Annotated in this window: 15 protein-coding genes, 1 tRNA gene and 3 pseudogenes; 8 read left to right on the top strand and 11 right to left on the bottom strand. The window is 60.8% G+C overall.

What is annotated here, in order from left to right; genetic code table 11:
- Nucleotides 1-57: 57 nt before the first annotated feature.
- Nucleotides 58-134: transfer RNA gene (locus G9X64_RS35000), tRNA-Arg, on the top strand.
- Nucleotides 135-180: 46 nt separating this feature from the next.
- Here G9X64_RS35000 and G9X64_RS34995 read toward each other — a convergent pair.
- Nucleotides 181-784 (bottom strand): annotated as a pseudogene (locus tag G9X64_RS34995) (integrase core domain-containing protein); the annotation flags it as partial.
- 362 nt (nt 785-1,146) lie between these two features.
- Between G9X64_RS34995 and G9X64_RS34985 the strand changes: the two are divergent.
- Nucleotides 1,147-1,605, top strand: a complete 459-nt coding sequence (locus G9X64_RS34985) for an EF-hand domain-containing protein (protein WP_168309485.1) — start codon at nt 1,147-1,149, stop codon at nt 1,603-1,605.
- 51 nt (nt 1,606-1,656) lie between these two features.
- On the opposite strand, the gene G9X64_RS36925 is transcribed toward G9X64_RS34985, so the two are convergent.
- Complete coding sequence (locus G9X64_RS36925) at nt 1,657-2,073, bottom strand: APC family permease (RefSeq protein ID WP_246271169.1); 417 nt, start codon at nt 2,071-2,073, stop codon at nt 1,657-1,659.
- A gap of 524 nt (nt 2,074-2,597) precedes the next feature.
- Here G9X64_RS36925 and G9X64_RS34975 point away from each other — a divergent pair.
- Both G9X64_RS34975 and G9X64_RS34970 read left to right on the top strand, forming a co-directional pair.
- Nucleotides 2,598-3,482, top strand: coding sequence for a universal stress protein (locus tag G9X64_RS34975; RefSeq protein ID WP_168309484.1), 885 nt, complete (start codon nt 2,598-2,600; stop codon nt 3,480-3,482).
- A gap of 23 nt (nt 3,483-3,505) precedes the next feature.
- Complete coding sequence (locus G9X64_RS34970; RefSeq protein WP_168309419.1) at nt 3,506-3,760, top strand: cation-transporting P-type ATPase; 255 nt, start codon at nt 3,506-3,508, stop codon at nt 3,758-3,760.
- A gap of 201 nt (nt 3,761-3,961) precedes the next feature.
- On the opposite strand, the gene G9X64_RS34965 is transcribed toward G9X64_RS34970, so the two are convergent.
- The 7 genes and pseudogenes from G9X64_RS34965 to G9X64_RS34935 form a co-directional block, all read right to left on the bottom strand.
- Nucleotides 3,962-4,114 (bottom strand): hypothetical protein, encoded by a 153-nt coding sequence (locus tag G9X64_RS34965; RefSeq protein ID WP_018073256.1) that lies wholly within the window; start codon nt 4,112-4,114, stop codon nt 3,962-3,964.
- A 38-nt stretch (nt 4,115-4,152) separates the two neighbouring features.
- A complete protein-coding gene (locus G9X64_RS34960; protein ID WP_168309418.1) occupies nt 4,153-4,548 on the bottom strand; it encodes a BON domain-containing protein in 396 nt (131 codons plus the stop codon).
- Nucleotides 4,549-4,577: 29 nt separating this feature from the next.
- Nucleotides 4,578-4,940: a CBS domain-containing protein gene (locus G9X64_RS36920; protein WP_246271167.1), complete on the bottom strand. Its 363-nt coding sequence runs from the start codon at nt 4,938-4,940 to the stop codon at nt 4,578-4,580.
- A 7-nt stretch (nt 4,941-4,947) separates the two neighbouring features.
- A pseudogene (locus G9X64_RS34950) lies at nt 4,948-5,161 on the bottom strand (phosphoketolase family protein); the annotation flags it as partial.
- A 24-nt stretch (nt 5,162-5,185) separates the two neighbouring features.
- The gene (locus tag G9X64_RS34945) at nt 5,186-6,358 is read right to left on the bottom strand and encodes an acetate/propionate family kinase (RefSeq protein WP_168309417.1); all 1,173 of its coding nucleotides are present in this window, start codon (nt 6,356-6,358) and stop codon (nt 5,186-5,188) included.
- Nucleotides 6,351-6,704 carry a hypothetical protein gene (locus G9X64_RS34940; RefSeq protein ID WP_168309416.1) on the bottom strand — a complete coding sequence of 118 codons (354 nt, stop codon included), beginning with the start codon at nt 6,702-6,704 and terminating at the stop codon, nt 6,351-6,353. Before G9X64_RS34940 ends, G9X64_RS34945 begins: the two co-directional genes overlap by 8 nt.
- A complete protein-coding gene (locus tag G9X64_RS34935) occupies nt 6,685-8,319 on the bottom strand; it encodes an MBL fold metallo-hydrolase (RefSeq protein ID WP_171378344.1) in 1,635 nt (544 codons plus the stop codon). The genes G9X64_RS34940 and G9X64_RS34935 overlap by 20 nt, the downstream gene beginning before the upstream one ends.
- Nucleotides 8,320-8,502: 183 nt before the next feature.
- Here G9X64_RS34935 and G9X64_RS34930 point away from each other — a divergent pair, with 183 nt between their 5' ends.
- Nucleotides 8,503-9,102 carry a BON domain-containing protein gene (locus tag G9X64_RS34930; protein WP_168309415.1) on the top strand — a complete coding sequence of 200 codons (600 nt, stop codon included), beginning with the start codon at nt 8,503-8,505 and terminating at the stop codon, nt 9,100-9,102.
- 77 nt (nt 9,103-9,179) lie between these two features.
- On the opposite strand, the gene G9X64_RS34925 is transcribed toward G9X64_RS34930, so the two are convergent.
- On the bottom strand, nt 9,180-9,689 hold the full coding sequence (locus tag G9X64_RS34925; protein WP_246271165.1) for an Hsp20/alpha crystallin family protein: 510 nt from the start codon (nt 9,687-9,689) through the stop codon (nt 9,180-9,182).
- A 204-nt stretch (nt 9,690-9,893) separates the two neighbouring features.
- On the opposite strand from G9X64_RS34925, the gene G9X64_RS34920 reads away from it, so the two are divergent.
- A complete protein-coding gene (locus tag G9X64_RS34920; RefSeq protein ID WP_168309413.1) occupies nt 9,894-10,337 on the top strand; it encodes a hypothetical protein in 444 nt (147 codons plus the stop codon).
- On the opposite strand, the gene G9X64_RS34915 is transcribed toward G9X64_RS34920, so the two are convergent.
- Nucleotides 10,300-11,043, bottom strand: coding sequence for a response regulator (locus G9X64_RS34915; protein ID WP_168309412.1), 744 nt, complete (start codon nt 11,041-11,043; stop codon nt 10,300-10,302). The two genes, G9X64_RS34920 and G9X64_RS34915, sit on opposite strands and share 38 nt — an antisense overlap.
- A 122-nt stretch (nt 11,044-11,165) precedes the next feature.
- Between G9X64_RS34915 and G9X64_RS34910 the strand changes: the two genes are divergently transcribed.
- Together G9X64_RS34910 and G9X64_RS34905 are read left to right on the top strand one after the other, a co-directional pair.
- Nucleotides 11,166-11,900, top strand: a complete 735-nt coding sequence (locus tag G9X64_RS34910; RefSeq protein WP_168309411.1) for a helix-turn-helix domain-containing protein — start codon at nt 11,166-11,168, stop codon at nt 11,898-11,900.
- A pseudogene (locus tag G9X64_RS34905) lies at nt 11,878-13,071 on the top strand (PAS domain S-box protein); the annotation flags it as partial. The gene G9X64_RS34910 and the pseudogene G9X64_RS34905, both read left to right, overlap by 23 nt.
- Nucleotides 13,072-13,082: the final 11 nt, after the last annotated feature.

Genomic DNA, 13,082 nt, shown 5'->3' with positions numbered 1-13,082 from the left:
CCGCAAGCTAGGCTAAGAACCACCCATCGGACAGGCGATTCAAACCGCCTCAAGCATGCACCCGTAGCTCAGCTGGATAGAGTGTTGGATTCCGATTCCAAAGGTCACAGGTTCGAATCCTGTCGGGTGCGCCATTTCCGTACGGTCCGTTCTGGACACATAGGTTACGGTTTGTTCCTGAGACATAGGTAACACTTTTGGACCGAAAGGGTTCGGCAAAGGTTCAAGCCTGCATGTCTCATCATCGAAGTATCCCAGATCATAATCCATAAAGCTTGTAAGCCAGATATGGTCTTCGACCTGGTTGATGCCGACGGCCTGACTGGCGAAGACCAGACTGAGATTGATCTTCTTCCGCTTGTAGCAGATGCGTCCGCATGTTGTGGCGGTGACTGTCTGGTCGTGGAACGGGTAGTCGAGATCGGGTAGGCCGCGGTAGGCGCGCGGTGAAGCGTCGTAACATTCTGCCGGGCAGGCCATGTTGAGCGCCTGGGTGGGGCCGCTCGGTGTTGAACTCCTCGACGAAGTCGTCGAAGTGGGCTTGCTGCTGCAGGAAATTGGTGCCGGCCGGCTTGGTTGTCTCAAGTTTCAGTGTCAGATGCATGCGCTCATGGCGGCCGTTCTGCTGCGGGTTGCCCGGCTTGATGCGCTCGATGTCGATACCGAGCCTGAGCCACAAGACGGCGAGCCGAGACAGATTGAACAGTCCGTTGGGGCTGGCGAAAGGCACTCCGTTGTCGGTTCTGATCGCCTTGGGCAGGCCGAACTCTTTGAAGACGCGTTCGGTTGGCGAGAAAATCGAGCGCCTCGCTCGCTCCGCGACAGCCTGAGGGACGCTCATGCCCACCTGGACGAAAACGGGTTCCGACCAGGTTCGTTCTATCTGTTTCTGGGGGTTCATCCTCGATCTCCTGAAGGTTTCGGACCGCCAGCGGGGCATCGTCACGAGGGCCCGACCATCAGTCGCTGGCTGATGGCGCCAGGATACCGGGTTCGGACGGCGTGGACGTTGAGATCGATCAAGCCAGGCACGATCGCACTCTCGGTGACGGAGGTGGCTGGCGTCGCAGTCATGGCGCGGCGCGAAGGCGATCGGTCCGTCCTCAACGACTCGAACCATACAAGTGGTTTGATCCAGCGCAATGTTTGAAGCCGGTGTGCATCGTAGCCTCAAAGGGCGCTCCATCTCGTGGAGGACAATACTCAAAGAGGAGAGTCAGGATGTCCATGTTCAGACTGCCAACGATCACGATGCTGGCCTTGCTCGGTGCCGTCGGTGCCATGGGCAGCGCCTCCGCCCAGACGAAAAGTCCAGACCCGGCCCAGTCTGAGGCTAAACCCGAGGCCGACAGATCGGAAATGATGCCCGGCATGATGGGCCGCAACATGATGTCATCGGACATGAATGAAGGAATGCGCATGATGGGGCCAATGCGCGGTCAAATGATGAAGATCATGTTCGTCATCGCCGATAGCGACGGGGACGGCGCAGTTTCTTTCGAGGAGTTGACCGCAATCCACAAACGCGTCTTCGACGCGGTCGACGCGAACAATGACGGCAAAGCCACACCTGAAGAAATGCAGGCGTTCATGCAAGACATGTGATTGGACGCTGGGCATTTGCTGGCCGTTGCATGGGAGCCCAAAGGAGACTTCTCATGACCTACAAGCTCGATAGAACCACGGCGTCTTCATTTCTTCGGCAATGTTGACCAGGTGTTCGAAGCCGATGAAGGAGAACACCGCAATCATGGCGGCACCGAACACGCCGACCCAGGCCGTGGGATTGCCGCCGGGCCATGCCTCCGGCAGGCGTTCGATCAGGCCAACACCTTCGGAGAACCCCGCTCCGACGATGAGGAGGAGACCACCGACGTCAATAACCGTCATAGCACCTGCGAAAGTGATCGAGCTGGCTGCCGCCAGGCATGAAATAGCACCCATTGTCAGCACGAAGCCGGCGTTGATCGAGGATACAGGAAGCGGAAGGAGGACACCTACATATCCAGCACTACCAGCGCTGATCGTCGCTGCCGAGATGATCGCTGTCACGATGACCAGCAACCCGGTCATGATCGTGAACCATTGCAGTCTAAATGCCTACCGACATAGGCGGCCTCACTTGCGCTGACGGGCATTCGCGTGCCGAGTTCGGCAAACGAGGCCGCGCTCAAGCCCATTACTGCGGCGGCACCAAGGAACGCAACCGGTGCATGCATACCCGCCCGCCCGGCGGCGACGCTAACGAGCACGTAAATACCCGCGCCTAATGGTGACGCCGAGACCGTACAGGACGGCGTGCGACGAGGTTAGCGTGCGTGCTAGTCTCGGCCGCATCCCGGCGGTTTCGGCGGTCGTTAAATTCACTTCGCGCTCCCATTGTCGCAAGCACGTCCTCCTGAATTCAATACCGGATCTCGGCCATCAAGGATTTGACCACGATCAACTTACGCAGACTTCCTGTTGGAAAGGCACTTGTGTGAACTTCCGATTATCCTGGCGCTCTTGAAAGGAGAGACGGAATTCTGGCACGCGGCACCGTGCCAGAGAAGCCGGAAAACCGGCAATTGCGTTACATCAATGCCGCCTTGCGACAAATGAAGTTAGATGATTGCAATCGTGGCGGTCCGCGAGAGATGGAGCAGGACATGACGGCACAATATTTTCTCCCGCTATCAACATATCCCGATTCAAGTTCCGGATTGATCATTTCGAACGCCGTAACGTTTGCTAGGTATTACAGCGCGCATCTTCGCGCGTGCGCGCTAACAGTCGCGATTCCGCACATCCCCAACGCATGGTCGTCTTTGCTGCTCGATACTCCAAAGATGATCGAGCATGCCGAGACCCTGAGCCGTGATCGCGCCGAAACGCTGATTGCAGCAGCGACCAACCTCGCAGCGAACGCCAAGGTTGAATTATCTTGCCGAACGGTCCAAACCACCTTGCCGCAGTTGCACGAGACCTCGGCCACCGAAGCGCGCTTTTTCGATCTGGCCATTCTCGAATGTGTCGCGGATGTCCCGGACACTCGTATTGTCGCGGAATCGGTCATATTCGGCTCCGGCCGGCCAGCCGTCATCTTTCCCAGCAAGACCCTTGCTGGCCCAATCGACCATCTGGTCATCGCCTGGGACGGAAGCAGAGCCGCCGCTCGAGCCGTTAATGATGCAAACCCGTTCATTCACAAGGCCAAGCGGGTCTCGGTTCTATCGCTGACGGGTGAAAAACCGCTGTGGGAGCCAAGCGGAGCGCACCTTGCTGAACTCCTGGTTTCGAGCGGCGTCAATGCAGGCGCAACGGTCGCTCGCTTTACCTCGTCATCGATCGGTCAGAGCATTCAGCAGACAGCACTGGAACTGAGCGCCGACATGCTGGTCATGGGAGGATTTGGACACTCGAGGTTGCGAAATTTCGTCCTGGGCGGAGCAACCGATGGCGTATTGCACGAGCCTCTTTTGCCCGTCCTCATGTCACATTGACGAACTGTCCCCCTCCGTGGCTTATGACTGGTTTCGGCTGCTATCGAGCGGCGGGACCCACGTCCCTTGGGCCGACGACCGCCGAAGCCGAAGAACGCGTGCGACGGTTCGGACCGAACTCTCTTTCCGACGAAAGCCGTGAGGGCATGCTGGCAGACTTCGCGCGCCAGTTCAAAAGTCCGCTCGTGCTGGTGTTCGGCGCCCTCCAACACTACCACCGCGAGATGGATACGAGAAAAGAAGCGACCCGTATGTCACTTGCTCGGTCGCCTCATTGACGATCCGGCGCTGGAGTTCGAGAGGCGCCGCGCCGATAACAAAAGAACCAGGGACAGCCCGGCGATCAACGCCTGATGCGCCTTCCCATCAGCCAGAGGAAACCGAACAGTTCGGAGGGCATCGAATCCGTCGCGCTTCCGGTCTTTTGCGAGAAGCGGCCGGGCAATTCAATCTTGCAGGGCCAAATGTTCATCGCGCACTCACGGGTCGGAGAGAGAGCGCTCGACGCGCCCGCTTCGAGAGTCGTCGGATGGTTTCACCAGCAGGACGCCCACGACCGTCCCGACCATGAGGATCAGGATGACGAGGAGAAGCCTCGACATGACGGCGTCTGCAATGACCCTGACAAACATGACGGAAACTCCAGGGACGATTTCATCGTTTGAGGGGCTCACCATGCGGAAGCCAGGGTGATCTTGTTCACCACGCCGCCGACGCCGCGGACGCTTTCCGCGGCCACCCTGGCCGCTGAGCGTTCCAGCTCCGTCTCGACCTCTCCCCTCAGGGTGACCACCCCGTTGGAGACGGTCGCATTGACCATGGGGGGCGTTATTTCGAGCTCGGCTTCCAGGCGGCTACGAACGGCGGTCCCTAGGGCCTCGTCGCCGGAAGCGATGCACTGCCGAGGAACATCGAGAAGCGCTCGCATCAAATCGCGACGGCTGATCATTCCGGCGAGCCTGCCGTTCTCGACGACGGGCAGGTGCTTGATGTCGTGGGCCTGCAGGAGTTCGGCAAGCTGGCTGGCGGTGGCGGTCGGGGTGGCGCTGACGACGGGCGTCGACATCACGTCCTTGACGCGCCAGCTTCGAGCCTTCACATAGTCCGCCAGTGCATCTTCGCGGTCGCGCGTATGCGGTACCGCCCGTTTGGCCCAAGACGACGCAGCAGATCTCCCTCGGTGACGATGCCCGTGAGTCGACCTTCGCTGTCGACGACGGGCACCGCGCCAATCTTGCTGGCGTTGACGATCTCGACGGCTTCCCTGACGTTATGTCCCTCGTCGATCGTCGTCACGGGGGTCGTCATGATGTCTCTGGCAAGCATCGTTCTCTCTCCTTTGATTGGCAAGACGATTACACGCGAAAGTCGATTCGCCGCCTTGACGAGGATCAACAGGCGCGTCGTGTCGCGGCGGACGTCGATGAAACCTGTTCCTCCTACGACGTCCTTTCCCATGGTGCGAGTTCTGTATCTCCGGCATGTCTTCGCCATCCTCTCTGACTAACGCTCGGTGCTCGGCGAGCCTCATCACAGTCATGTCGAACGGCGTGGTCGTCGTGCCTTCCTTCACAAATCCGCGCACATGGATGTTGCCGTGATTGGTGCGCCGGTAAGTCAACCGATGAATGAGATGCGGATAGCCGTGAATGGTCGAAGATGACCGGCCTATCCCGCGTCGTAGGGTGCAGACATGTCGATCTTCAAAGCCTGTGCCGGCTGATGACTTCGATCGCTTCTTCGGCGATGACCTGTTCCTCGTCGGTCGGAATGACAAGGGCGACGATTTCACTTTCCCTCGCGCTGATTACGGTCGCGTTCATCTTGTTCGCAGGCTCGCTCAACGAGAGACCCAGCCAGCCCAGATGGTGAGCGACGCCACTGCGTATTTCTGGTTGATGCTCGCCGACGCCGGCGGTGAAGACGACGGCGTCCACACCGCCCAGAGACACGGCGAGCCTCCCTATCTCGCCGGCGATCCTGAAACAGAAGAGATCGAGGGCTTCCCTGGAGGCCGGATGGAAGTCCTCCAGCAAGACGCGGACGTCGCCGCTTTTGCCGGAAACGCCGAGCAGGCCGCACCGGTGATAGAGAAAATCCTCAAGATGATCCGCGTCGTGGAAATTGTTGCGCAGAAGGTGGACGACAGCGCCCGGATCGAGCGAGCCCGGCCGGGTCGACATCAGAATTCCGTCCAGGGGGGAGAAGCCCATGCTGGTGTCTATACTCACGCCGTCGACCATTCCGCACAGGCTCGCGCCGCTTCCAAGATGCGCGCAGACGACACGGCCGGCGGCCAGGTCGGGATCGTGTTTCCTGAGCTCGCCGGCGACGTACTTATAGGAAAGTCCGTGGAAGCCGTATCTGCGAATCCCGGCGTCATGCAGCTCTCTTGGAATGGCGAGCCGTGCGGCAAGACTGCTCTGCGACGAATGGAATGCGGTATCGAACGACGCCGTCTGCGGCATGTCCGGATATGCGCTCCGGACTGCGCGGACGATCGCAAGCGCTGGAGGGAGGTGCACCGGCGCAAGATGCGTCAGGTCTTCCATTCTGAGGACGACCTTGGGTTCCAGTAGAACGGGGCCATCGAAGACCTGTCCCCCATGGACGATGCGATGGCCGGCCACCACGGGGTCGAATCCTCTGCGGACGATGCAATCGACGACCTGCGAAACCAGCCGCGCGTCGATCGCTGGCCCGGACGGAAGATCGACAGTCTCGTCCCCGTCGGAAAATCGGAAGGTGAATCTTGACCGGTCTCCGAGCGTGGCAACACCGCCTCCCAGCCGGAGTGCCCGACCGTCCTTCAGCCTGAAAACGCCGACCTTGAGGCTGGAGGATCCGGCGTTGAAAGTGACGGCAACCCTATCCATGGCCCGGAGTCCTGGAGCGTGCCGTCCCGGCAGACTTCGCAGCCACCTTCGTTGCAGCCTGCCTGGCTGCCTCCTTGCTTGCCTCTTCGAAGAACTCGCATGCGTACTCCAAGACGGCCTTCTCGTCTTCCGACGACAGACCGAACGGCGCGCACTGCTCCTTCATGGCCCGCAGGACCTTCTTCTTCAAAGCGGCGACGGCAAAGGCATTCTTCGAAGCGAGAACCTCCCGCAGGCAGGTTATAGCGACGACCTCCAGGACGATAAGCTTGCCTTGCACCTCACCCTGGGTCGGTATCGCGAAGCGTTCTCCGCCGCGCTTGCAGTCACGATCCATGATTAACATTGCCGTTCCTCCTCCCCTCAGCCGCCGGAACATCGTCCGGGTCCAGTGCGCGTCGAAGCCTGCGCAGCACGACCGCGCGGCCCTTCTCGTCGGCGACGGATTTCAGACGATCGGACAGGTCCAGAACGAACCGCTGATAGTCGTTGTTCCAGTCAGGCCTGCCGGGCACGACCGGCTTGATACGTGCGGGCGCCCTGTCTTCGATGAGGCGTGCACCCGCCGGTGCAAGCTCGTAGGCGTCGTCCAGCGACGGGCAAACGACCTTTGCGGAAACTTGCTTCTGGAGCCGGGCGGACATCGCTTCACGAGCGTGCTCCTCTCCATGAACGAGGAATATCGCCTTCCGGATCGGTTCCCGACCGGCAACCCACGCATCGAGTTCGCTTGCATCCGCATGCCCGCTGTAGGCGTCGAGCGTGGCCATCCTGGCGCAGACGTGAATCTCCTCGCCCTGGATGCGGACGTCGGTCGCGCCCTCCTGCAGGATGCGGCCTAGCGTCCCCGCCGCCTGAAACCCGACAAACAGCACGGTGCACTCCTGCCGCCAGAGCCAGTTCTTCAGGCGGTGGCGGATCCTCCCCGCCTCGCACATTCCGCTTGCCGCGATGATGATGTGAAAGCCCCGGACGAGATCGAGCGCCTTCGACTGCTCGGCCGTCTCGGTGAAGCGGACGTTCGGCGCGTTGAGCGCGCGAAGGAACGCCTTGCCGTGACCGAGGTCGGCCGCATGCCTCTTGAAGGCCTCGGTCGCTCGCGATGCAAGCGGCGAGTCTATCATAATAGGGCACCGCGGCACCTCTCCTTCGTCCATGAGGGCGACGAGATCGGTCAGCACCTCCTGCGTCCTCTCGACGGCGAAGGAGGGAATCAGAAGAACCCCGCCGAGGCTGTTCGAACTCGCCACCACGTCGCGCAGCCGGTCCCGTCGAACTTTCAGGGCGTATTCTTCCCGTTCCCGGTCTCCATATGTGCTTTCGCAGATGAGGTAATCGACCCCGGAAGGCGCCAGAGGGAGGTTTTCGAACAGCTTGTTGCTCGCACCGACGTCGCCCGAGAACAAAATTCTTGTCGCCCCGTCGGCGCCGGGCGCCTCGACTTCGATCGATGCGGAACCCATCAGGTGTCCAGCATTCCAGTAACGGAACCTTACGCCGCCAACAGTCTCCCGCCACTCGCCATACTCGACCGCGATGAACTGCGGCAGCATGCCGCGGGCGTCGTCGGCGGTATAGATGGGCTCCACCCTCTCTCGCGCCCTTCGGCTATTCCTTCGATTGAGCTTTCGGACCTCCGACTCCTGGATGTGACCTGAATCCTGCAGCATGATCGTGCAAAGGTCGATCGTCGCCGGCGTTGCATAGATCGGTCCTCCATATCCCGCCTTCGCAAGTTTCGGAAGCAGCCCCGAGTGGTCGATGTGCGCGTGCGTGAGCAATACGGCGTCGATCCGCGATGGTACGAAGGGGAATGGCTTGTAGTTGAGCTCCTTCTCCGACTTCGAGCCTTGGAACATTCCGCAGTCGATCAGAATGCGCGTGCCACCGGTCTCTAGAAGGAAGCTCGACCCGGTGACCGACCCCGCGGCGCCGTAGAAGTGAAGGATCGGATTGGCCATGACAACTCCTATGTGTTGTCGGGCACTTTATGGCAGCTCGGACGACCGCACGTTGACGAAGGTCAAAGATATGTTCGCGGCTCGGTCGCCAAGTTCAATTGACCAAGCGCAACGTCGGAAATTTCGGATGGCGCATCATACCTCGCGAGGCCAACGGGCTTCGGAACCCAACAGGAGGTAGAAATGACGGACTTAGCAATCCAACAGGACATACTCGACGAGCTGGCGTTCGAACCCAGCATCGACGCCGCCCATATCGGCGTCTCGGTGGAAGATGGCATTGCGACCCTCTCCGGTCACGTGTTGACCTATGCCGAAAAGCTGACGGCGGAGGACGTTGCAGCGCGGGTGAAGGGCGTCCGGGCGGTGGCCGTGGACATCGAGGTGCGGTGCGTAGGTCGCAAGCAGCATGCGGACGACCAGATCGCATCGAGGGATGTAAAGGTTGAGGACGGCTGGGTGACATTGTCGGGCGAAGTGCGCTGGCAGTTCCAGAAAGCTGCCGCCGAGCATGCCGTCAGGAAGCTCGGTGGCGTCGTCGGCGTCCTCAATCTGCTCACGATACGGCCGTGCCCGACGGTTCCCGACGTCCGCCGTCGGATTGAGGAAGCGCTGAAACGGAGTGCCGAAGTCGACGCCGGCGGAATCTCGGTGAAGGTTCAGGACGACAAGGTCGTTCTCGAAGGCAGCGTGCGCGCCTGGCACGAGCGCGGCGTCGCCGAACGGACGGCCTGGTCTGTTCCAGGCGTTGCCACCGTCGAGAACCACATCCGCATCAACTGAAAAAGAGGGAGGGGTGGCCCCCTCCCTCTCTCCCCGCCCACCGCACGCCGCCCCTCGGCGTAGCGGAGGAATGACTGTCAGGCCGCCTTGACCGTGATCTTCTTGCCGTTCTGCTGCCGCTCGGGCGTCTTCGGCAGCGAGACCTTGAGAACGCCGTTAGAAAAGTTCGCCTCGATCTTCTCGCTGTCCACGCCGCGCGGCAATTCCAGGCTTCGATGGAAGGATCCGTAACGCCGTTCGGAGAGGTAATAGTCGTTTTCCTTCTCCTCCTTGGCCTCGTTCTTCTCGCCCTTGATGGTGAGAATCCCGTCGGAGAGCGTGACCTCGAGATCCTTGGCGTCCACGCCCGGAAGCTCGGCCGACAACTCGAAAGCCTTGTCGGATTCAACGAGGTCGACGGCTAGCATGCCGCGCGAGAAAGCGGCCGACATCCTGCTGAAGGCCCGGTCGAAGATCGACGGGCTTCCGAATTCGCTGAAAACCCGATCGATCTCGGACCGGAGGCTGTCGAGGGGCCACCAGCGGTCGGCGGGCGCCGCCGGCCGTGCTTCTGTCTTTAAGGAAAGTTTCGATGCAGAGTCTGCCATTGTCATTCTCCTTCTCTCAAGAATGCCGTCGTTCACAGGCGGCGACGCGCACATAGAACAGTCGATTGCATTCGCGGTCTTTGATCACCGTCAATCACCCTGCCTTTTGTCTTTCGGGTCTCCCCAGACTTAGGATTGACCTGGGACAAGGCCCCGACCGCACGAACATGCGAACATTCCTCTCGATCGAGGAGGAAAACCGCCATGACGTCGGGATATCCAGTCCACCTGCTCCGTACGGACGATGCGTTGCACGCCTACAGCCTGATCCAGGTGGCGGTTCCCTGCTTCTCTGCCGACGATTGGGCGCAAGTCGTGGCGAGCGCCGATCGGTGGACGCTCGTCTCGCTAAAGGATCCGGCAGGCTATGTGCGTGGCTTGGCCGCCTACAGGATTGGCATCCATCCGATCGCCGGGCGATTGATGGACGTTCCGATCTTCGTGACGGCGAGCGTCATCGACGACGTGACCATTGCGGAAGTCCTGTTCACCTCGTTGAGAAGGCGATCCATTGGATGCGATTTCATGCGGCTCTGGGGGCGGTTTCCAAGCGATTTCGCGGAGATGGAAAACGAGGACAGATTTTGTCGGTGGGATCATGGCCTGATGGTCAGGGCTGACCAGAAGCCGTCTCCAGCCTTGCTGTAAAGAGATATCCGACGCCGCGGACAGATTTGATCAGGCGGGGGTTGGCCGGATCCGTCTCGATCTTGCGACGGAGCCGTACAATCAACGCGTCGATCGTGCGATCGAAGCCGTCGCGGCCTCGCTTGCTCGTCAGATCCATCAGCATGTCGCGCGTAAGGACCCGGCCGGCATGAGTGGCAAACACGTGCAGCATGTCGAACTCCCCCGTCGACATCGCCACTTCGTCTCCGGCAGGGTTGGTCACCGCCCGCCGTTCCACATCGAGCTTCCACCCCTCGAAACGGAAAACGTCACCCTCAATCCTGACCGGGTCGCCTGCAGGGCTCCTGCGCCTTAGCACGGTCTTGACCCGAGCCAGCACCTCCCTCAGATGAAAAGGCTTGCCGATGTAGTCGTCCGCACCAACCTCGAGTCCGACGACGCGATCCATGACATCGTCGCGGCCGGACAGCATGATGATGGGAACGTCCGAACCTGAACGGATTTCCCTCGCGAGCTGGAGCCCGTCGCAGTCTCCCGGCAGAACGAGATCGAGCAGTACAGCATCGAATTTCGCCCCCGCCATTCTGGCGCGCATTTGCGAGCTGCCGCCCGCCACGTCGACGTCGAACCCCTCCTCGCCGAGATATTGCGCGAGCATTCTCTGGATCCGGACATCGTCGTCCACGACAAGTATACGGGTCCGCCTGACAGTTCCGCTCGTCATCCCGGCATTCTCAAGTTGTTACGGATTGTTACACGATCGCACCAATTCTTACGCTTCTCGCATCCCCGTGTCATCAGGCTTCGGTCAAATCCACGCCATGCAACGGCGAAGGGAGCCACGACATGCAAGCGGTATCGAACATCCACTCACTCGAACGGCCACGGGCACACGGAATGATCGACTTCGCGCCGCTGTTCATGCGCCAGACCGTCGAGACTGCCCAGTCGGGAACGACGATCTTCTTCGAGGGCGACGCCGCCCGCCATGTGTTTCGCATCGTCCGCGGGAACGTCCGCATATGCCGGTTCCTTCCGGATGGTCGTCGCCTCATCATCGGTTTTGTTGGTGCGGGCGACCTGGTTGGACTGTCTTTTCACAACAGATACATGTTTGCGGGCGAGGCCATCGATGACGTGGCCTTCACCCGGATGAACAAGCGCACGCTGGAAGAGGAACTGCAACTGGTTCCTGATTTCAGGCTTCAGCTTTTGTCGCAACTTCGCGACGAAATTTCCGCAGCGCAAGACCACATGCTCCTGCTTTCCCACAAGAATGCCGAGCAGCGCGTCTGCACCTTCCTGCTGCATCGGCTGGAACGGAACCAGGGGCGGGACGGCCGGACGATCAGCCTGCCGATGGTCCGCGCCGACATCGCCGACCATCTCGGCATGACGATCGAGACGGTGTCGAGGACGCTTACAAAGCTGGTCGCCAAGGGGATACTATTGCCTGCTGACAAGCATCAGTTCAAGGTGGCCAGCCGGTCGGCATTGGCCCGCGCCGCCGACGAAGACCTGGATGACGACTTGGAAGATGCAGACTCTGGAGCACGCTATGCTGGAATATGCTACCAGTGAAACCGACCTGAACCGTATCGTGCGCATGTTCGACGGCGCCAACCTGATCGTCCACGGCTTCGACGGCGTGATCCAACGCTGGACCTCGGGCTGCGAGCAGCTCTACGGATGGTCCGCCGCAGAGGCCATGGGAAAGGTGGTCCACGAACTCCTGGATACGCAACTTCCGGCCGACGTGGAGAAGCTTCGGGCTGAAGTCAGGACGAAGGGATTCTGGACGGGACAGGTGTCGCACCGACGAAAGGACGGGGTAAGGCTGGCGATCGTGACACGGTGGACCGCTCTCGATCTTGGCGATCCGGGCACGCTCATCGTTCAGTCCAACAACGACGTGACCCTCATGCAGCAGGTCGAGGACGAACTCCGGGAGCGGTAGGCACACCTCCAGTCCATTCTTGACACGGTGCCAGACGCAATGGTCGTCATTGACGACAGAGGTATCATCGCCTCGTTCAGCGCTGCGGCGGAGCAACTCTTCGGCTACTCCGCGCACGAGGCCATCGGGCAGAACGTCTCCATGCTGATGCCCTCTCCCGACCGGGAGGCGCACGACGGATACCTGGATTCATACATCCGGACCGGGCGCCGACGGATTATCGGCTACGGACGCGTGGTCGTCGGTCTCAGGAAGAACGGGACCACCTTTCCAATGGAGCTCTCGGTCGGCGAGGCGGTTGCCGGCGGCAAGCGGACCTTCACAGGCTTCGTCAGAGATCTGACGAGCCGCCACCGCATCGAGGCCGAGCTGCGGCAGTCGCAGAAGATGGAGGCGGTCGGGCAGTTGACCGGAGGGCTCGCCCACGACTTCAACAATCTGCTCGCGGTCATCAGCGGCAACCTCGAAATGTTGGAGGCCCGTCTTGCCGACGCAGGGCAGTTGTCCCTGCTGCGGGGGGCGCAGTCCGCGGCCGATGATGGCGCGAGACTGACCTCTCAGCTTCTGGCATTCGGAAGGCGGCAGGCCCTTGCGCCGCAGGAGCTGGACGTCGGCGCCCTGCTTGGAGAGTTTTCCGACCTCGTCCAGCGGACGCTCGGCGACTCCGTCGAACTGAGGACGATCATTCCTGGGCGCCGGTTGAGCGCACTGGCCGACAAGGCGCAGCTCCAGAGCGCGCTTCTCAACCTTTCGATCAACGCCAGGGATGCGATGCCTGCCGGAGGGCGTCTGACGGAGCGGCTAAC

The organism is Rhizobium sophorae (genome assembly GCF_013087515.1).
GTDB classification, from domain to species: Bacteria; Pseudomonadota; Alphaproteobacteria; order Rhizobiales; family Rhizobiaceae; genus Rhizobium; species Rhizobium sophorae.
This window is presented reverse-complemented; position numbering and strand designations above follow the sequence as displayed.

What these genes read in the sequence shown, in the direction of transcription:
- G9X64_RS34910 (WP_168309411.1), top strand. Translation starts at nt 11,166, where the DNA reads ATGCAAGCGGTATCGAACATCCACTCACTCGAACGGCCACGGGCACAC.
- G9X64_RS34965 (WP_018073256.1), bottom strand. Translation starts at nt 4,114, where the DNA reads ATGTTTGTCAGGGTCATTGCAGACGCCGTCATGTCGAGGCTTCTCCTC.
- G9X64_RS34960 (WP_168309418.1), bottom strand. Translation starts at nt 4,548, where the DNA reads ATGTCGACGCCCGTCGTCAGCGCCACCCCGACCGCCACCGCCAGCCAG.
- G9X64_RS34975 (WP_168309484.1), top strand. Translation starts at nt 2,598, where the DNA reads ATGAAGTTAGATGATTGCAATCGTGGCGGTCCGCGAGAGATGGAGCAG.
- G9X64_RS34930 (WP_168309415.1), top strand. Translation starts at nt 8,503, where the DNA reads ATGACGGACTTAGCAATCCAACAGGACATACTCGACGAGCTGGCGTTC.
- G9X64_RS36925 (WP_246271169.1), bottom strand. Translation starts at nt 2,073, where the DNA reads ATGACCGGGTTGCTGGTCATCGTGACAGCGATCATCTCGGCAGCGACG.
- G9X64_RS34925 (WP_246271165.1), bottom strand. Translation starts at nt 9,689, where the DNA reads ATGGCAGACTCTGCATCGAAACTTTCCTTAAAGACAGAAGCACGGCCG.
- G9X64_RS34935 (WP_171378344.1), bottom strand. Translation starts at nt 8,319, where the DNA reads ATGGCCAATCCGATCCTTCACTTCTACGGCGCCGCGGGGTCGGTCACC.
- G9X64_RS36920 (WP_246271167.1), bottom strand. Translation starts at nt 4,940, where the DNA reads ATGGGAAAGGACGTCGTAGGAGGAACAGGTTTCATCGACGTCCGCCGC.
- G9X64_RS34940 (WP_168309416.1), bottom strand. Translation starts at nt 6,704, where the DNA reads ATGTTAATCATGGATCGTGACTGCAAGCGCGGCGGAGAACGCTTCGCG.
- G9X64_RS34945 (WP_168309417.1), bottom strand. Translation starts at nt 6,358, where the DNA reads ATGGATAGGGTTGCCGTCACTTTCAACGCCGGATCCTCCAGCCTCAAG.
- G9X64_RS34970 (WP_168309419.1), top strand. Translation starts at nt 3,506, where the DNA reads ATGACTGGTTTCGGCTGCTATCGAGCGGCGGGACCCACGTCCCTTGGG.
- G9X64_RS34915 (WP_168309412.1), bottom strand. Translation starts at nt 11,043, where the DNA reads ATGACGAGCGGAACTGTCAGGCGGACCCGTATACTTGTCGTGGACGAC.
- G9X64_RS34920 (WP_168309413.1), top strand. Translation starts at nt 9,894, where the DNA reads ATGACGTCGGGATATCCAGTCCACCTGCTCCGTACGGACGATGCGTTG.